20 protein-coding genes are annotated in these 19,116 nt (G+C 38.1%); 5 read left to right on the top strand and 15 right to left on the bottom strand.

All coding sequences use genetic code 11. The annotated features are described in order from the left end of the window. Nucleotides 1–125: 125 nt before the first annotated feature. The 11 genes from BLR53_RS12095 to BLR53_RS12045 form a co-directional block, all read right to left on the bottom strand. On the bottom strand, nucleotides 126–1,820 hold the full coding sequence (locus BLR53_RS12095) for a GMC oxidoreductase (RefSeq protein ID WP_074589992.1): 1,695 nt from the start codon (nucleotides 1,818–1,820) through the stop codon (nucleotides 126–128). Nucleotides 1,821–1,826: 6 nt separating this feature from the next. Continuing rightward, nucleotides 1,827–2,399 (bottom strand): gluconate 2-dehydrogenase subunit 3 family protein, encoded by a 573-nt coding sequence (locus BLR53_RS12090; protein ID WP_037443319.1) that lies wholly within the window; start codon nucleotides 2,397–2,399, stop codon nucleotides 1,827–1,829. Further along, nucleotides 2,399–3,520 (bottom strand): glycosyltransferase family 4 protein, encoded by a 1,122-nt coding sequence (locus BLR53_RS12085; RefSeq protein ID WP_074589990.1) that lies wholly within the window; start codon nucleotides 3,518–3,520, stop codon nucleotides 2,399–2,401. Before BLR53_RS12085 ends, BLR53_RS12090 begins: the two co-directional genes overlap by 1 nt. Nucleotides 3,521–3,541: 21 nt before the next feature. Continuing rightward, nucleotides 3,542–4,732, bottom strand: coding sequence for a glycosyltransferase (locus BLR53_RS12080; RefSeq protein WP_074589987.1), 1,191 nt, complete (start codon nucleotides 4,730–4,732; stop codon nucleotides 3,542–3,544). Between the two features lie 9 nt (nucleotides 4,733–4,741). Then, nucleotides 4,742–5,953, bottom strand: a complete 1,212-nt coding sequence (locus BLR53_RS12075) for a glycosyltransferase (protein ID WP_074589985.1) — start codon at nucleotides 5,951–5,953, stop codon at nucleotides 4,742–4,744. Nucleotides 5,954–5,999: 46 nt separating this feature from the next. Next, nucleotides 6,000–6,614 (bottom strand): acyltransferase, encoded by a 615-nt coding sequence (locus BLR53_RS12070; RefSeq protein ID WP_037443325.1) that lies wholly within the window; start codon nucleotides 6,612–6,614, stop codon nucleotides 6,000–6,002. 97 nt (nucleotides 6,615–6,711) lie between these two features. After that, nucleotides 6,712–8,169: an O-antigen ligase family protein gene (locus BLR53_RS12065; RefSeq protein ID WP_037443328.1), complete on the bottom strand. Its 1,458-nt coding sequence runs from the start codon at nucleotides 8,167–8,169 to the stop codon at nucleotides 6,712–6,714. 14 nt (nucleotides 8,170–8,183) lie between these two features. Then, nucleotides 8,184–10,334 carry an exopolysaccharide transport family protein gene (locus tag BLR53_RS12060; protein ID WP_037443330.1) on the bottom strand — a complete coding sequence of 717 codons (2,151 nt, stop codon included), beginning with the start codon at nucleotides 10,332–10,334 and terminating at the stop codon, nucleotides 8,184–8,186. Between the two features lie 23 nt (nucleotides 10,335–10,357). Further along, complete coding sequence (locus BLR53_RS12055; RefSeq protein WP_037443332.1) at nucleotides 10,358–11,035, bottom strand: TolC family protein; 678 nt, start codon at nucleotides 11,033–11,035, stop codon at nucleotides 10,358–10,360. A 30-nt stretch (nucleotides 11,036–11,065) separates the two neighbouring features. Next, on the bottom strand, nucleotides 11,066–12,124 hold the full coding sequence (locus BLR53_RS12050) for a sugar transferase (protein WP_037443335.1): 1,059 nt from the start codon (nucleotides 12,122–12,124) through the stop codon (nucleotides 11,066–11,068). A 3-nt stretch (nucleotides 12,125–12,127) separates the two neighbouring features. Continuing rightward, nucleotides 12,128–12,514, bottom strand: a complete 387-nt coding sequence (locus BLR53_RS12045) for a response regulator (RefSeq protein ID WP_037443336.1) — start codon at nucleotides 12,512–12,514, stop codon at nucleotides 12,128–12,130. Nucleotides 12,515–12,993: 479 nt separating this feature from the next. Here BLR53_RS12045 and BLR53_RS12040 point away from each other — a divergent pair, with 479 nt between their 5' ends. Continuing rightward, the gene (locus tag BLR53_RS12040) at nucleotides 12,994–14,211 is read left to right on the top strand and encodes a glycosyltransferase (RefSeq protein WP_074589983.1); all 1,218 of its coding nucleotides are present in this window, start codon (nucleotides 12,994–12,996) and stop codon (nucleotides 14,209–14,211) included. Nucleotides 14,212–14,231: 20 nt separating this feature from the next. Here BLR53_RS12040 and BLR53_RS12035 read toward each other — a convergent pair whose 3' ends face one another. The 3 genes from BLR53_RS12035 to BLR53_RS20175 all read right to left on the bottom strand — a co-directional run bounded on the left by BLR53_RS12035 (nucleotide 14,232) and on the right by BLR53_RS20175 (nucleotide 16,225). Continuing rightward, nucleotides 14,232–15,179: a hypothetical protein gene (locus BLR53_RS12035; protein ID WP_074589981.1), complete on the bottom strand. Its 948-nt coding sequence runs from the start codon at nucleotides 15,177–15,179 to the stop codon at nucleotides 14,232–14,234. Between the two features lie 77 nt (nucleotides 15,180–15,256). Further along, nucleotides 15,257–15,964 (bottom strand): GlxA family transcriptional regulator, encoded by a 708-nt coding sequence (locus BLR53_RS12030; RefSeq protein ID WP_342342069.1) that lies wholly within the window; start codon nucleotides 15,962–15,964, stop codon nucleotides 15,257–15,259. Nucleotides 15,965–16,087: 123 nt separating this feature from the next. Next, nucleotides 16,088–16,225, bottom strand: a complete 138-nt coding sequence (locus BLR53_RS20175) for a hypothetical protein (protein ID WP_244889500.1) — start codon at nucleotides 16,223–16,225, stop codon at nucleotides 16,088–16,090. 80 nt (nucleotides 16,226–16,305) lie between these two features. Between BLR53_RS20175 and BLR53_RS12025 the strand changes: the two genes are divergently transcribed. The 4 genes from BLR53_RS12025 (at nucleotide 16,306) to BLR53_RS12010 (ending at nucleotide 18,526) form a co-directional block, all read left to right on the top strand. Next, entirely contained in the window at nucleotides 16,306–16,602 is a 297-nt protein-coding gene (locus BLR53_RS12025; protein ID WP_037443231.1) for a Dabb family protein, read from the top strand. 486 nt (nucleotides 16,603–17,088) lie between these two features. Further along, a complete protein-coding gene (locus BLR53_RS12020) occupies nucleotides 17,089–17,481 on the top strand; it encodes a GreA/GreB family elongation factor (RefSeq protein ID WP_037443230.1) in 393 nt (130 codons plus the stop codon). A 144-nt stretch (nucleotides 17,482–17,625) separates the two neighbouring features. Further along, nucleotides 17,626–18,264 carry an NAD(P)H-dependent oxidoreductase gene (locus BLR53_RS12015; protein WP_037443228.1) on the top strand — a complete coding sequence of 213 codons (639 nt, stop codon included), beginning with the start codon at nucleotides 17,626–17,628 and terminating at the stop codon, nucleotides 18,262–18,264. Beyond that, nucleotides 18,236–18,526 carry a putative quinol monooxygenase gene (locus BLR53_RS12010; protein WP_074589978.1) on the top strand — a complete coding sequence of 97 codons (291 nt, stop codon included), beginning with the start codon at nucleotides 18,236–18,238 and terminating at the stop codon, nucleotides 18,524–18,526. Before BLR53_RS12015 ends, BLR53_RS12010 begins: the two co-directional genes overlap by 29 nt. Before the next feature lie 69 nt (nucleotides 18,527–18,595). Here the strand turns inward: BLR53_RS12010 and BLR53_RS12005 are convergent, their stop codons facing one another. Beyond that, on the bottom strand, nucleotides 18,596–19,090 hold the full coding sequence (locus BLR53_RS12005) for a TlpA family protein disulfide reductase (protein ID WP_074589976.1): 495 nt from the start codon (nucleotides 19,088–19,090) through the stop codon (nucleotides 18,596–18,598). Nucleotides 19,091–19,116: the final 26 nt, after the last annotated feature.

The raw sequence follows: 19,116 nt of genomic DNA, 5'->3' as shown, positions 1-19,116 counted from the left end.
ATTTTTTGGAAGTGTATGAAAATCTCAATTTACAGCTATGGAGAAACTATAAATATTTCTTTTCGTCTAAGATATAAGAAAGAGTCCCGATATCAAATTTTCTTTAGTTTAAGATGATATGACTATCAAAGATTATTTTTCTTAAGTTCCTCCACGGCATAATTACATGCCCGCGCAGTTAATGCCATATAAGTTAAAGAAGGATTCTGACAAGCAGATGAAGTCATACAACTTCCATCTGTTATAAAAACATTCTTTACAGCATGGATTTGATTATTACCATTTAATACAGAAGTCTTTGGATCTTCACCCATCCTTGCCGTTCCCATCTCATGAACAGTGCCGCCTCCAACAGTTTTATAATTAAAACTGTCAATATTGTTAAAACCCGCGTCCGCAAGCATCTGTTGTGAGGTATGCTGAATATCCGCCATCATCTTCTTCTCATTCTCTTTAAATTCAAAATCTATTTTGATAAGCGGTAATCCCCATTTATCTTTTTTATCATTATCAAGGGATACGCGGTTATCATGATAAGGAAGACACTCGCCCCAGCCGGCCATCCAAACTGACCATTCGCCAGGCTGCGTCAACTGCTTTTTAAAATCAGCGCCAAATCCTGCATTCCGCCCCATTTCCTGCCATCCGTAGCGCTCTCCGTCACCCTGAATGTTGTACCCTCTGAGAAAAGCAGCATTCGTGTCTGGAACCAGGTTTCTAAATCTGGGTATAAGAAAACCACAGGGCCGTCTTCCCTTATAATAAGAGTCCTGAAACGAAGAATGTGTGCCTTGTGCACCCGCTGAGGAATGATGATCCATTAGATTATGCCCCAACTCGCCACTGTCATTTCCAAATCCATCGGGGAATCTGGACGATTTTGAGTTAAGCATAATACCCGCTGTAGCAATTGTGGAGGCATTTAAAAAGATAACCTTTGCTGAATACTCAAAGGTTTCCATTGTTAATGTGTCTATCACCCTTACTCCAGATGCTTTACCGGATTTATTATCATAGATTATTTCTGAAACAATTGAATATGGCCGCAGTGTCAGATTCCCTGTTTGGAAAGCGGCAGGAATCGTAGAACTGTTACTGCTAAAATAACCACCATAAGGACACCCTCTCGTACATAGGTTTCTATTTTGGCAGGGCCCCCTTCCATCCCATCCTTTAGTCAGGTTCGCCACCCGGGCGATAGTAAGCAACCTGTCGCCGTTATGTTTTTTAATGGAATTATTAAGATGATTTTCTATGCAATTTAATTCCATCGGGGGTAGAAAAGAACCGTCCGGAAGATGACCCAGATTTTCGTTTTGACCACTTACGCCTATAAAATTTTCAACATAGCTGTACCAGGGAGCAATATCACGGTACCTTATTGGCCAGTCAACCCCATGACCATCCTTCTTATTTGCCGCAAAATCAAGATCACTGAGCCTATAACATTGACGGCCCCAAGTAAGTGACCTCCCACCGACCTGGTATCCCCTGATCCAATTAAAAGGCTTCTCTTCCAGATATGGATGATCAACATCATTAGCGAAGAATGACTGGCTACCAGCATCGGCGTATTGTGTTTTTTTAGGATTATTCTGCTTCTCCTGCTCACTAAAATTAAGGCGCAGGCCAAAATCCCAGGGTTTTAGATTTGCAGTCGGGTAATCCTGAATATGCTTAACATCTCTCCCTCTTTCCAGCAAAAGAGTCTTCATTCCCTTTTTACAAAGTTCCATTGCCGCCCAGCCGCCACTTATTCCAGAGCCAACAACAATGGCATCAAAAGTCGCCTCAATTTTAGATTTCCCTGATATATACATTACATACTATTTTGTTGCCCAGGATTTCTGATTTAACTGCAGAGGTGTACAAGCAAGATAATCGCCTGGCACATAATCAAAAGCAAGACCCTGCATGGCACCAACTTCAGATGTACAATATCCCTCAACCGTTAACTCCTTTAGTTTTATAAAAAATGGCTTACCCAACAATCTATTGCTGATCTTATTTAGTATTGCCGACGAATATCCAGAAGATTTTTCATAATAACTCAAAATCTGATACCTGGATTTATAGCTACAATTTATAAACTCGTTTTCATAATAGTTTAAAGCATATTGTTCCAGTTGCTTTAAACCTTTTATAAAATTACGCTGCGTTTTCTTATCAGAGCCCTCGGTTATCATACGGATTATAAACTGATCCACCCTGGCGTCTTTAGCACCGGGTGTATCCGTTCTTGGTATTATCATTTCCGCAAGTTCAGCAATTGTCGGTTGTTTACCTGCGAGATATTCGATATCCGGGCTCTCCCAACCGGTGAACTTATATACGGCAACAATTGCAGAGCCTGAAAGACCTGCACCGAGTAAATACTTTAAAGAAGTTCGCCTGTTCATTACTTTAGTCCTAAAACCTTATCATAAACGTTCTCAATTTTTAAGGCCATTTCCTCAACACCAAAATTGTCCTTAATTGTTCTGTATGCCTGTTCCCCAAGTCTTTCTCTCAAATTCCTGTCCGATGCCAGCGTCGTAATCGCGTCGGCTAGTTTTGAAGATTCAGACACAGGTACCAATACTCCATTTTCCATTTGTCTAACCAGGTCCCGGGTGCCATCAATTGCTGTAGCCACAATTGCCTTTCTCATGGCCATTGCTTCGAGCAATGCAATGGGCAGCCCCTCCCATAAAGAAGGTAGACAAAATATATCTATAGCATTAAGAATAGAAGGAATATCACTACGAAAATCCAGAAAAACTATTCTGTCGGTCAATCCCAGTTCACCCGCAAGCCTGAGCATCTCAGGCTTAAGCTCTCCATCTCCTATAATTACAAATTTGATTACCTCCGGCGTGAGTGCAATAGCACGTAAAAAGGTGAAAGGATCTTTCTGCACAGTTATCCTTGCAATATAACCGACTAGTACAACGCTGTTGTCGATATTTATTTCTTTTCTAAAATCCGGAAAAGTCTGGTCAGGATTAAATTTATTCTGGTTGATTCCATTAACAATTACCGAACCTCTTGAGATAGGAAATTTCTTTTTGCCGTCTGCAAGATTACTTTGGGAAACACAAATTGTATGATCTGCCTTGCTGACTAACAGACGCTCACTTTGAGCCCTGATAAACTTTACGGGCATAGACTGGTCAGGATGAAATGACCACCCATGAACCGTATATACCAAAGGTATGTTCAGCTTTTTCGCACTATAAAAAGTATTCGAATTAGCCCTGGTTCCATGTGCATGAACCAAATCTATATTTTCGTCAGTTAATATCTGTGTAACAGCTGGCCAGGCCTTCCAGTTAAAAGGACGTTCAGTTGGTACAACATACACAGTAAAACCCTCAGATTTAAGCTGATCTACCATCGGACCAGGTGTGAAAGCTAGGATTACAGATTCAAATTTATCCCGGTTCAGCTGGTGTACAAGATCGAGTACATGAGTTTCCCCACCACCTATTTTACCTTGCCTGATAGCATGGAGAATCCTAGTTTTTTTTGTCGCTGTCATTTCCGATGTATTAAAGACTAATTATTTGATAGAGTTTTCGACCTCGTCGATATGCTGATCGCTGTAATGCACAGTTGCAACTGAAATCTCATTTGCGCGTTTAGCTTTCAGTAGAGACAGTATCTGTAAAAAAATAAACTTAGGGATATTAACCAGTGCCTTATAAATTATACCAGGTGCTTTAAAATAAGAAAGTGCAGCAAAAAAAACTGCCAGAAAGCAGATGATTGCAATGCCCCAGAAGTACAACATTTCCGGTAGAAGGACCACGTCGACAAAAACGCCAATGACGGTCACTAAAGCAAGCATGAACAAAGGCGGCCTGGAAAAAACCAGTCCACAGAAAAATTGATTACGATTCAAATTAACAAGTCCTCTCCCAATTAATTTAACGCCTTCACCAGAATATTTAAACCATGTATTAATCCATCTCGCGCGTTGATTTACCAATTGGTTTGACTTCGCAGTTTTTTCATCAAACACGATAGCTTTCTCTGCAAAAGCTATCCTATAGCCTCTTTTCAAGATCTGCATCTGGAGTACTTTGTCAAAACCAGCCCCTTCAATCTCAATCGTTTCCAGGCAGTCCCGGTACAACTGAGTTGTAAAAGCCATACCCGAACCGGCAAGTGAGGCAGAAGAACCGCATTCAAACAGCAATTTCCGGTCAATAAAACGATAATATATATCTCCTGCTTCATCCAGACATGCATAACTTGTATTCAGGTTTTTAGCCTGTCTGACACCCTGAACTGCAACATATCCATCTGCAAAAAAATGATTGAGTTCATTAAGATACTCAGGGGAAACCAGGTTATCGCTATCTATAATCGTTAAAATTTCATGTGGCCTTTTAAAATTGTGTATTGCATGAAAATGTGATTTAGTATTACTAGCTAAAGTGTGCTCAGGCCTTAGAAGAACAACCTTATCACTATTAAAATTTAAATTGGAGATATCGCAATTATCAGCTACGATGTAAATCAGATAATTTGAATAATTTAGCTTTAATGCGGAATCAACTAGTGCGGGCAATAAGTTAGTCTGCTGATAGGCAGTAATTATTACTGCATAATCAAATTCCCGGATAATGGGATTACTCGGTTTATCTGCTCTCCGGACCAGCTTTATTAATAAAAGCAGGACAGGGAGAATAAAATAAAAAGCCATAAAAAAATGGAATATAATCCAGACAGTTTTTAAAATTTCCATAAGCAGCGGCTATTTATGTGCCGAAATAGTTTTTTCAATTGCGCGATAAATCTTATCCACGCTATTTTCCCAAGTATGAGTTAATGCATATTCAGTTCTGGCTTTCTGAAGTTCTGCATTATCATCCCGGAGAACAGACTCTATAAGTTCCAGATAATCTTCTTTAGATTTAGCCAGACTCACGAAATCTTTAAATGATTCCATAGTTGCTGTAGCGCTTACCACCACAGGCTTACCCATTACCAGATACTCATCTATTTTACGCGGATAATTGCCAATTGTGACTTCATTAATAAGCTGGGGGTTAATACACACGTCAAATATTCTGATATAATCAGCCAGCATTTCCATAGGCTTGATACCCGCGAAAATAATATTTTTAAAACTATGCAGTTTTCCAGCTTTGAATGCATTGTCCTCCGGACCGACCATAATTATCGTCCAATCAGGTTTGTTCTTTGCAAGATAAGCAATAATATCCTGGTCCAAACGTGCACTTTCTAAAGCCCCGACATAGCCAATAACGGGCCCGGAAAACTTTTCTGCGAATGGGTAAGGTCCAGGTATTCCAGTAAAAAATTTAAAATCGCAACCCTGTCCGACATAAAATGAATTGGTATTAAACTGCCGGCAATAATCCGTGAGATAGGTTGAGTTGGTAATGCACAAATCATACTTAGCAATAATAGCCGGCTCCAACCGTAGCCCGTGTCTTCGCCAGTATGGAACTGCCACCATATTATCTCTGGAGTAATAAATGCTCAAAACCGGGTCAAGAAATTCTTTAAGATGAAAACCCTTGAACATCTCGTTATCATTAAGCAGCATAAATTTACTAAACCCAAGTAATTTTAAGGCTTTTTTAATCGACTGGGCGAACTTGTAATTATTGTATTTATTGGCCCAGTCAAATATAAAATTACTGCCAATCCAATTGATAGATTCCAGCATACAATCCGGATAAAGATTCCAGAGATTTTCCTGGATCTTTACAATCTCAATCTTTTTGTTTTTTATGATTGCCCTTCGCTTCTTAACTCTGGGGTTTTTCCACTCTCTGTAAAGTGTGATGCGATCCAATGGAGAATTCACATAAAGAACCCTATGCTTTTTAGAGAGTTCTAAAGCAAGGTCCTTACTGTTGCTACCAATCTCGACATCCCATGGCTGCTGCCCAATAATGACAACTTCAAATTCTGAATGCCCCCCGAAGTTAATCATATCTAAACACCTTTATTATGTATATAGTCAAAATGGAATCCCCCGATTATACCTTGTCCCAGACCCTGGTAAGGTGATTATATTTTTTTATCATTTTAGCAGGATTGCCTACAACAACAGTATAAGCTACTACATCTTTGGTAACTACACTTCCAGCACCGACAATAGCGTGTTTTCCAATGCTGACACCTGGAGTTATCACACAGTTTGCCCCTATCCATACATCGTCAGCTATAAGCACCTGTTTACAGATCTCCTTTTGTTTACGAGGCGAAATATCTACATTCTCATACCCGTGATTTAAACCAGATATAACAATATTCTGAGCTAGCATTACATCCGATCCTATCGTCACAGGTCCTATAATTACATTACCGATTCCGACAATGGTGTGCTCACCGATAATTACATCCCCAACCCCATTGTTAATTGTTGCAAAATCCTCAATAACAGAATAATTACCTAAATCAAATTTATTATACGGAAACACGTCGAGTCTTGTCCTCCGTCTTATAATAGAACTACGTCCCCTTTTATGTATAAAAGGATTCACAAAAAGACTTACCCACAATCTTGGTTTATGTTCATTCGCGGGAATCATTAACTTGAGGGCTAATGATTTCAAGACCGGGTTGTTTTTTATTCTATCTGTTAATGACATCGTATAAAATTATTTATTCTTAAATACTTCAAATCCCTTTAAGAAACCATACACAAAACAGATAGCAGCTGGAACAACGAAAATTTCAAATGGCATATTAATCCTGGACTAAGGGTATATTTACTTTTTTTCTTAACTCTTCATCAATTTTCGGTCCTAAAAACACCAGAACCCATGAAATGTAAACTATATATGATGACGGCGCTGTATTGATGACTTCGTTTCCATAGCTACAAATCAAGATACCTGCGAAACCAGACGTTAAAGCAATCATTTTGATTTTGAGCCGCTCGTCCTTGATGTTCCAAACTATTCCGCAACACTTCCCTAAGATATACATCATTATACCAAACCAGATGACAAACCCCACAATTCCATACATAGCCCAAACCTTGACCCAATAACTGTCCGGTGCAATTGTAGAAAGGAATTTATCTTTATTATACTCTAGTCCCCATACCCCGATAACACCAAGGCCGCCGCCCAGCGGCCGGGTACTCAAATATTCCCGTAAAATTTGCTGATTGGTAATTCTGACATTGAAGGAAGCCTCCTTGGGATCAAAAGCGGTTCTTAGCCGGTAAATTTCGTAGTTACTGTTACCGATATAAGTATACTTTAATACGAACAAGAAAGAGCACGCAATTAAACCTCCGATAATCATCACCTTAAATTTTTTACTAAGGACAAGCGCAACAAACACCCCGACAATCAGCGCAAAGATGGCGCCTCTTGTACCGGAAATAAGCATCCCATATAATAAGATCAAAGATGCGATAAACAGCAGGACTCTTTTCCACATTTTAAAAGGGCCCAATGACAGCACAAGAGCTATCAATCCTATGTGCGCCTGCGAAGCACCAAACTGACCTGCATCGCTATAAAAAGAGAAGACCCTCAACCTGCCAAAAAGAATATGTGTAACGTAGCCGCCCTCGTCAATAAACCGCTGTTCTCCTGGAGATAGACCGATATACAACTGTTTCATTCCGTTGAAAGCTGCGAGAAGAGAAAACCCGATGATTAAACCGAGAAATACATTAAGATCGCGGTTTCGTTTCAACACCAGGAAACCAATAACGACGACTAGAAAAGGGTAAAGAGCTGCAGCCCGGATTTCCTGAAGCCAACCTTGCACACTTGCTCCTGCAGGATTGGCTATCTCCAGAACGCTGATAATAAGCCATGTAAGCATTAGCAGACACAAATCATTATTAAGTGTTTTCCAGTTCTGCTCATCAGGACTAAAAATTAAAGTGAGGCAGCCCAGAATCATAATTCCTTCCTGCATAATCCCGAATGGACCTCCTCCAATTTCCCTGGTGAGGATCATGAAAGTGAAGATGAAGCATAATAAAACCCAAATGATCGCATTAGGTTTTTTGATGAAATAAAGTTCAATACCGACCAGTATAGCTAGCGCAATTGCACCAACCGGTAAAATAATTCCGGCATCACCTACAAACACACCAATTCCGATGCTTAATGCAATAGCAATTGAAATTAGTATAATCTTTAATTTATTATAGCGCTCCCGCCCGGATGATTTCACCATCAAAGATTCAACAATTAAGATTTACCCTTATAATCCGCCTTCATTTTATTTAAGACCCACCCAATAAATCCTTTTTGTTCTTTTAGATATGGAAGAAGTTCCTTCTCTTCATCTGACAAGACTTTGCCATATTCAAATACCGCAATAGTTTTCTCTGCGAACAAAAGCCATTCTTTGGCCAGATTTACCTCATTTATACTATGTATATCTATAATAATCAAATCGAACTCGTTTCTAAGAATGTCAAATCCGGCCCGCAGATTCCGCAAACTCTGAATTTCAAGCAAGGAGGTGTTATCCTCATTTTTATTCAGGACAGTAATTAAGTCATTCGCATTAATCTCCCTTTTTATCAGAAAAGTTTCAAAATTGCCTCTTGCCGTTAATTCCTTAGTTTTTTCATTTTCGATTGCCTGCGACTCACCACCGATCAACAGAACTTTCTTTCCTGTTTTAGCAAATGCATAAGCAAGACTGGATGAAATAAAAGATTTACCCTCTCCATTACCAAGACTTGTTATTCCCAGAATCCTGCTGCTATCCCTATCCATTTCACTGGATATGTCCAGGCGTAAGGTTCTAAGCTGATTTTTAAAAACCTTGTATTCAGGAGCGTCACCATCTCCCCATATTTCCTTGAAAGATTTAATAATATTTACGTAGTGAAGATGTCCGATTACCGGTAGGGAAGTAAGTGCCGTTAATTGCTTCGCGTTGATAATAGACCTGTCAAGGAAGAACAACAGTACAACAGTCATAAAACAAAGCGCAAAGCTACCAATTCCGGCGGCAGCTGTAAGAACCATTTTTTTCGACGGTTCCGGCGTTCCGATAAGACCAACCTGGGCAATATTAAGCTTCAGACCAATATTCTGCTCCGTTCTCGTTTGATTATACCTATTTAAGGCATCCATGTAATCTTTTGTAGCTAAATCGGCGTCTCTTTCATAATTCTGGATACCAGCATCAAAAGGAACCATACTATTGTATTTACCTTTCAAAACCGCAAGTTCCCTGTTAATTGCAGAAATACTGCTTTTTGCTTGATTCATAGCAATCTCCAGCGTCGATCTCTGTTGAATTAAATTCTGTTTATTTACAGTTGGATCTGTAATATTCTGATCAGAGTTAGCCGCCGTTTTTTCTGACATCAAATTGGTTAACGAGTCAACCCTTTTTTTATCTGCTACTTTAAAACCACCATCTATATACCTGTCATTTGCAACTTTAAGCTGATTTTTAAGATTTACTATTTCCCTGTTTTGGGAAATGACGTTCCCGCCAGCAAGTGGATCTTTACCCCTCAGCCTCGCTTCAATTGCTCTAATTGCTCCCGAATTAGCCTGAATAGCACTAATAGCCTGAGCCTTACGTTCTTCATTGAGAGAAATCTGAGAGTAAACCGCTTCAGACTGCTTGTCTAAATTAATTACCCCATTCTGCATCTTAAACTGCTTTAAATCAGCATTCTTTGCATTCATTGTGGCTTCTTTCGTTTTCAAAAGCGAATCCAGGAGAACCATAGAATTATTCTGATTATAGCCGACATCCAGCGTATAATTCCTAATAAACTCTGTTGTCAACGTATTAACGACAAAAGCAGAAAGTTCGGGATTATTAGATGTATAAGTTACGTTAATGAAATCACTCCCGTCATTTCTGTTAATCTCAAGGTTTTTATCTATTCCCTTCTCATCGTAACCCATAGAGACGACAATATCATAAAGCGGATATTTACCTTTATTATCTACCGGAGTAAGTACGGTCTTTTTCTGAAGCTTTTCCTTATATAAAGCAATTAGTTCATTCCGTTGCGGATCTGATAAAGAATCCAACTTTGGGCTGTACTTTTTATAAGACTGGCCTGGATTTTCGAGGTCATGTAAAATCAGATGATAGGAAAGAATACTCGAAATCTTCTTCATCTTAATTTTCTCAATGATATTGGAAAATTGCTGACTGAGTTTAAAGTAGTCAAGGTTTTGCTCGGTCGTAGCAACTTGCTTAGACTGGTCAATCAGACCTGTCGATATCTGAGCCTGTGACTTATACTGATCAGGTAAATTTTTAACCAAAAGATAGGCCACCACAACAGTAACGAGCGGCACAAGTATAATAAGCCACTTATATCGTTTGAGATGAGAATTAAAAGCCTTAAAATCCATTATTTATGATGATATATTTTTTTTTATTTAACTTCAGCAAGAGGTTTTCCTACAATTTCTTCCAGCGCATCTTTTGCTGTCAGGTAGCTAACTTCAGAGGTGATTTTAGCGGTATTGGCAGCAGCAAGATTTATTCTCGACTGATTATACACTTCAAGTGAGATTTCACCTTTTTCAAATTTATATTTTAAATTCTCGGCTACATTTTTATTATCCTGAACACTTTGAGTATTAACTTTAAGTTGTCCGAGTTGCTCAATATAAGCATAATATCTCCTTTTAACCTCAGTACCGAGTGACATATCATACTCCTGGGCTTCTAACTGGGCTATTTTATAATCTGCCCTAGCTTTTTTTCCAATGTAAGGTTTTTGAAGAAAATTCCCGAGGTTCAAAGATACTCCAAACTGGAAACCGTTCACCGTATAGGGATTGATTGGATTTAACACATCAGATTTTTTATCAGGTCTGTAAAAGTATGACACATTGAATATATCAAGATAAGAAACTGCATTTATTGGAATAGCAGTCTTTGCACTTTCAGCCCGGGCTTCAAATATCTTAGTGCGGGGAAAATTAAGCCGCGCCAATTCAATATATTTTTGAAGTAACGAGTAATTGATATCACCTATGATAGATTCCTGTGCAGAAGCGCTAAGGGTAAATAAAGAGCATAGAAGAAAAATGTAAAGCTTTTTCATTTTTTTTAAGTTAAATATAGATTTTAGATTTTAAACTTTTTCTTTCTGGAATAAAGCGGGAACTGTGCGTAACATAATGTTGAGATCAAACCAGACTGAATAATTTTTAGCATAAAAATTATCTAGTTGCTTTCTCTCAGTGTCTGACATCTCACTTTTTCCCCGTTTACTGATTTGCCATAATCCTGTTAACCCGGAAGGTCCTAGAAAACGTAGAGACCATTCATTGCTGGTTAGCATTTCAGCTTCATAGAGTGGCAATGGACGATTACCAACCAAAGACATATCCCCCTTAATTACATTGAATAACTGGGGAATTTCATCCAGACTGGAATTCCTTAAAAAGTTACCAAGCTTGGTAACACGTGGGTCATTCTTAATTTTAACAAATGCATTAGAACCACTTCCGTCATCAGCGTACTGGTTCAGGTTTGATAAATTCTTTAATTCTGCATCAGCCCCAACCTTCATTGACCTGAATTTATAGAAATCAAATATTCTATACCCGGTACCGACTCTCTTACTTTTATAAATAACCGGGCCTTTTGAATCAAGCTTAATCAAAATTGCGACCAGAAGAAGAATCGGAGAGAGCACTAATAATACCGCGCCAGAAGCAATCATATCAAAAATTCTTTTTGGATATGGAACATGGTATTCATTTCTTTTTTTGATAACAGACAGTTGCTCGATATTAGGTTTGATCAGCTTGAATTTAATCAAAAAATTAAGTCTTTCATTCAGCACATCAACTTCGTATGGATGAACATACAAGTCGTGCACTTTAGCTTTAATTGCTCTCAATTTGAGCTTCAAATCCTGTCTATCCCCTATCAGGATTATGATGAGACCACTTGTTAAAGGATTACTTTTAATTTTTTCAACTAGTGAAAAAACCAGTTCTTCGTCGTCCGCTTCAATCATGATAACATCAGGCGTAGAAAATAGAGACATTTTATTTAAATGATCCTCAAGTAATACATTATCCGCGACTGCAACGACATTAAACATATTATTTAATGCTTCGGCCGATTCGGAGAAATGTTTAGACCCCGAATAAACTAAACTAACTCTTTTGTTGTTCTCCATTTATTAATTGGCAATAATTTGATTTGAATTTAAAACTTTGGCTATCTCCTCTTTTAAGAATTCAGGGTTGAATGGTTTTGGAAAATATGCCTCCACTTTAAATGGCAAATTAGAAACAATATTATCCAGGTCTTCAGCCGCAGAAAGAATAATTACAGGTATATCCCTATAAAACCCACTTATTTTTATACTCTTTAAAAACGATGAGCCATCAAAATATGGCATATGAAGATCAAGAATAATAAGATCTGGCAGATTGCCATCTTCAAACCATAAATGAGCCTTGTATCCGCTTTCAACAGCATATATATTATACTGTTTGTTCAGAATAAAGTTCAATAACTTTAAAATGCTAGGCTCATCATCAACGAGTAATATTTGCTTCTTCATCTTCTGCAGACTTATATTTAGTATTATTTTTTAAAAAGTTTTATTGAATTAGTCAACAGCTTAAAAGGTCCCGATTTATCAAATCTACAGATATGTATGCAAAAAACCACCCAGAAGTACGCTTTAGCCAGAAACAGATCAAAAATATTGCGATAACTATAGTAATGAGGTTATTTTCTTATCATAATCGGTTTTTTGGGTATTAAAACTGGGTAATTACTTTCTCAAATGAGAAAGTACGTACTCGAGAAATAACAAAAATTAACTGCTGTAAAGTATATTAACCACAAAGATTTAAAGTTAAATGGTTCGGCACACTTTTGGCCTTCTATTAACTACTTTGCAATTTAATAATAAAGTCGTTAATTCATCCATCCAATTTACTAATACAATATCAATACTCCAAGTACCTGAATACACCAGTGAAGAATATTTATCTAAATTTATACTATGCGTGAAAAAATTAACTTGATGATTTTATGGTTTTAAAAGACAAGGTGATCATTATACTGGGAAATACCCGATACGATGGACCAATACAGGCGACATCGGTATTTATAGCTCAAAACCTTGCCCTGCATAATAAGGTCTTTTTTATCGACTATCCATTTACAATTAAAGATTTTTTTTCTCATTTACTAAAAAAGAACGGCCTGTCTGCCGAACGACTAAAGAAGTATTCTATCTTCTCAGATGGGCTGCTGGAGACTGAATTGCCGGGTTTGAAGATCGTGATTACTCCACCTGTTATTCCTGTTAATTTCTTACCTGAAGGAAAAACTTACAGGAATATACTCTATTTCAATGAATGTCTGATCAGAAAACGTTTAAAAAAAATAATTAAAGCGGAAAAAATAAAAGAATTCATCTTTATAAATTCATTCAATTTCCACTATCCGGATATTGCTAAGGGGCTCCATCCGCTTTTGACTGTATATCATTGCGTTGATCCCATGATCGTTCCGTATGACATGAAGCACGGCATACAATCTGAAGCAGCACTCGTTAGCAAAAGTGATCTTGTTATCTGTACGAGCATGGCTTTATACCGGGAAAAATCGAAGGAGAATAAGAATACCTATTTTGTTCCAAATGCAACGGATTCTGATCTGCTGGAAAAAGTTCAGGACAAAAATTTATCAGTGCATGCTCAGGTCAGAGGAATTAAATCTCCGATAGTCGGTTATCTGGGAACTATAGAGCGACGAATAAACTACCAGTTACTGCAACAAGTAGCGAAAGCCAATCCCGATTATTCATTTGTGCTGGCAGGTCCGGTAACAGCTACATATCTGCCGCAATCTTTGGCGGAACTGGAAAATGTACATTTGCTAGGTGCTATCCCTTATGATCAAGTTCCCCAGTTAATCAAAAGCTTTGATATTGCAATTATCCCGTTTAAAAAAGATGAAGTAAGTAATACCATCTTTCCTATTAAGCTATTTGAATATCTTGGTGCTGGAAAGCCGGTTATAGCGACAGATTTTAATGATGATCTGAGGGAATTTACAGAAGATCAGGTTTCCTACTGCTCGGATGCAGAATCTTTCAGTCTGTCAATCCGGACGGCGTTAATGACGAATTCAGAAGAATTAATACAGAAAAGAAAAGAGCTGGCAGCTAAGAATACCTGGGAAAACAGAACGGCTCAGATAGCCAGTATTATTGCCGCACACCTAGAGAAAAAAAACGCATAATAAGTCGGTTGATCTGTACTTTAAAAGTGCAGATCAACTAAATCTATTACATCCTGGTCGGTCTTAGCATGAAAAATTCTTGCTCCAGATAACTGAGGGTACAATTTCTGGTAGCAATTAAAATGATGTTCAGGCCCCTGTTTAGATATAATCAGGTTTACACCACCAAAATAACTAGCTAACGCAGCGGTTCCTCCATGAACAGAAATAAAATGATCTGAGTTGGCATATACCATAAGCTGAAGATGATTAAAGTTGTTCACTTTATCTTTGTTCGCTTTATAAAGATCTTCCATTAACAGAACCTCAGGATGTTCTTTCTCCAGCCATTCAAATTCCTTCAAATCATATATTTCACTATTATCTCCTGTAATATTTTCCGGCCTCGGGCGATTATAGATAATAGTAAACTTATCTTTCAGCTTACTTATAATATAATCAAGCTGCAATAAACTATAGAAACTTATAGGCGGCCCATCCCATTCCATATTATAACGGTTTGCGATGATCAGTGTTGGTTTATCGTATTTATATATATCATTCTTGTAATGGTCCTTTAACGGAACCGGCAGCCATTTACTCATTTTATAGTCATGACTGTACAAAATTCTTGGCATCTCAAAGTTATAGTTACCCTGGTTAGTCCTGGTTGAGAACTCTTCGTGATGATCAGGTGAAAAAAAGTAGAACTCCTTAGTGAATTTCGAAGAAATAGTTTTCTTCAATGTCCCGTTTTTATGATGCCAGTAGGCAAAAGGTAAAACAAACTGCAGCTCTGGTGCGAACTCACCATCAAATGCAATTTCTTTATACGGCGTCTTGGTGATATAATCTTTAGCCAGATATTTAAGCTGAACCAATTCACAGCTAAATGTATCGCGATAAAAATATTTTAAATTAGCTGGTACCTTAGGATACCTTAATTTGACATACAAACTGAAAATTTTATTAGTTACCGTACTAGGCATAAAGACGCATTTAAAGATGTTGGATATTTTAGGGAAGAATGATATAAATATGCTCAAAGTTATTTATAATTAATCAATCACCCATAATAAAACTTATCCCGGTATGCCTTGGGAGTCATACCTACATTTTTTTTAAAAACCTTACGGAAAGCCTTTGGATCAGAATAGCCTGATTTGTAGATCACTTCGTTCATTTGTTCTGCAGTTTGCTCGAGTAATTTTTTAGCGGCTGCTATGCGGGTTTGCTGCAGGTATTCAATTGGTGTGATGCCGGTTACCAGTTTAAACCGGCGAAGCATATTACGCCTGCTGGAGGGGATATCTTTGATCAGTTCTTCGATAGTGACTGTTTGCTGGTACCCCTCCTCTATTTTCTCCTGTGCTAGTTTAACCAAAGGATCAAGGTGAGTGCGTTCGATATTAAATGTACTAAAGTAAGACTGTTGTTTCCGGTCCATATCAATCGCGAATATTTTGGCTACCGCAATTGCCTGTTTGCTCCCGCAGAATTTTCGGATCAGGTGCAGCATTAAATGAAAACTTGACGTTGCTCCCCCGCTGGTGTATAAACCACCATCGTGGGTGACGGTCAAATCAGCACGTAAATTTACATCGGGAAATGCAGTCCGGAATGCGGTACAGGCATCAACATGTGTAGTTGCTATTTTGCCGGACAATAATCCAGACGCACCCAGAAGAAAAGCACCGGTGCAGAAAGTCGCAATTTCAGATCCCTGAGCAGCCATTTTGTTTAGCCAGCCTACAGATTCCAGATTATCCTGAATTGCGGTGCTGATATTTTCATGCTTAAAGGAGGGAATTAAGATCAGATCAGGAAGATCGCCCGTATCTGCAGTACTGCGAATAGCATAATTTTCAAAAAAGTCATTTTTAAAATCGGCAGATTGCTAATAGAAGCAAATTTCGAAAGGTAGATTCTCCTGAGCCGAGCCTGCCAGCTGATTTACAGTTTCAAAGACATCCAGTATAGCTGCAACACTTAATAAACGATAATGATGCACCAGTAGTAAACCAATTCTGACCATTTTCTATTAGATTATTTATAAATATAGTTAAAAATCAGAAACCTAAATCGCAGTCATTTCCTACATTTACAAGAAAAATTATGATTGCACACCACGTATTATTCTGGTTAAAACCAGAAACCACGACAGCACAGAAAAGCGATTTCAGAGCCGGATTAGAGTCTCTCTCAGCGATTCAAAGCATTACCAATATTCACATCGGCACACCAGCTGATATTTCACGCAGCGTGGTAGACACCACTTATACATTCTCATTGGTCGCCTTTTTTGAGAATATGGAAGGACATGACGCTTATCAGGTTCACCCGGTACATCAAACCTTCCTCAATAACTTCAGAGAATTATTTGAGAAGGTTATTATATACGATGCAGATTAATCAGCAGAATTTACCTGTATGCCATCCATCTGGCATGCAGGTAAAATTGAGCGCTTGAGTTAAACTCTTCTGCTCATCATATTCATGTAAGTATTCTCAGAATTGATGCAAAAAATAAATTAAGCTTGGTTCTTAGTTTAAATTTTTACAATTTCGTAATAATGAGTCCAATTGCACATAGCTATTTATATCCTGAGCTGACCTTTGCATCACAAGTGCAGACCGCCAGCAGGCTTTGCTGTGTACCCAATAATTATAATGCTGATTCCAGATATTTCTCTCTGCAAAGCAGCAAGGCCTTTATTATATAAGCCTCAATCCATCCTTGGTTTGGGGCCAACCCCATAGCTTTTTCTGGGTACAGTAATTTCTGTCAGCAGCATCAGACTATATTCCTATTCAAATTCTTTCCGGTTTTTTCATCTGTATTTCTACGGATGTAAACACGCATACCGGAAATTCCAAATAATATAAATACCAACAAATATGAAAACAGAAAAATTAATGATTCTGCAGAAAGAACTCGATCTGCTAAAAAAACACCTTAAGGACTGTAATTTATCTGATTACAATAAAAAACAGTTATTACAAGAGCTCGAATCAGCCCAGGTAATGAAAGAAAATGAATTACCTGAAGATGCTGTATGTATTGACGCTAAAGTTGAAATACAGGAAGAAGTAAGCGGTAAGAAGTATACATTTCAAATAGTTCTGCCTGCCGAAGCAGATATGCGCAAAAATAAAATGTCTGTATTTGCACCTATAGGAATTGCGTTACTAGGTTACCGTGTAGGCGCGAAGGTACAGTGGGAAATGCCTGACGGACTAAAAACATTCAACATTCTTCAGGTTATGCATATCAAAGCAGAACAAGAATAGACACTATACCATGCGAAAAAGATAGGGCGGATATATCCGCCTGTTTTTTCTTTTTTGATATCATAATTATGATAGATACATATGATTTATATAATTTTAATGAGATAGATGAAGTCCATACCTTTGAGTATCAAAAAGAAATAAATGGAAACTCAAAAAATATTTATCATCAATGGCGGTCAGGTTTTCGGACATTCAGGCGGCCGGTTTAATCAGACCATCAGTAAAGCAACTGCAGACTTCTTCCAGCCCCTTGCAGAATTCGAAATCCGCACAACTGATATTAATCAACCCTATAATCCGGAACAGGAAGTATTAAATTTCGTATGGGCGGACGTGATCATTTATCATACACCAGTGTGGTGGTTCTCACTGCCACATAAGTTCAAGGAATATCTGGACGTTGTATTTACTGCAGGACATCAAAAAGGAATTTACCACAGTGATGGCCGTTCTTCAGCGAATCCACAGATCAATTACGGAACAGGCGGACAGCTGCAGGGCAAAAAATATATGCTTACTACCTCATGGAATGCACCTTCTACCGCATTTACATTACCTGGTGAATTTTTTAATGAACACAGTGTCGACGAAGGGCCTATGTTTGGATTCCACCGTATGAATGCATTTACAGGTATGAAACCCCTAGAAAGTATTCACTTTCATGATGTAGAAAAAAATGCTGATATTCATGCAGATCTCAATCGTTACAAACAACATTTAACTGAATTATTCATTAAAAAAATAATTGAAAATGAGCATATTGCTTACAGCCATTCTTAGGGCAAAGCCAGGAAAATCTGCAGCATTAAAAGAACTGCTGCTTCAACTAGTCAAAGGATCTCAGGCAGAAGCTGCCTGCAGACAATACGATTTGCACCAGGCCAAAGACGAACCTAATTTATTCATCTTTCATGAAGAGTGGGCAGATCAGGAAGGATTTGAATTACACCAGCGTGCAGAACATCACCAGAAATTTGCAGAGGAAGCTGCAGAACTTCTAGATGGTAAAGTAGCCATTCATCACACAGAAAAAATTGGCTAAACACAGCCTGTTGAAATAAAAAAGCCTCAGTTTTTCATAAAAAACTGAGGCTTTTGCTATAAAATAAACTTAAGGATTAATCAATTTAAAAAACTTAGGAACATCCGTGTCTTTACTTGATGTAAAAATAAGCTTTTTATCAGGTCCATAAAGGTATAAAGCAGGGTACTGCTTCGGATGAAATGCCATTATAAAAACGCGGTCACGATCTTGTACCACCTTCACATTTTTCTGTTTCACCAATTCTTTGGCAAATGTATTTGTGAAATAGTCAATAGATCTGTACTCATCCTGTGAAACCAGATAAATATTAACATTTGCTAATTCCTTCAGCTGTTTATTCATCTTAGATGCAACTTGCTGACAATGTCCGCAGGTAGCGTCAAAAAACATAATCAGACTTTTTTTGCCTCCAGGAATCTGTTGGGTCGAAAAAACCCCGTTATCCCTGTTATAGAAAATCGCAGTAGGAATAGCAGAGCCCGGCATGGGCTCCTGGGCAAATGCAGCCACAGACAGGAACAAGACTACTAAAAGCACAAATGGATATTTCAAATTTTTCATAACGATATTATTTAAACAGAAAACGG

Source organism: Pedobacter antarcticus, from assembly GCF_900103515.1.
Classification (GTDB): Bacteria; Bacteroidota; Bacteroidia; order Sphingobacteriales; family Sphingobacteriaceae; genus Pedobacter; species Pedobacter antarcticus.
The sequence above is the reverse complement of the archived record's forward strand: the minus strand, read 5'-3'. Positions and strand labels throughout refer to the sequence as shown.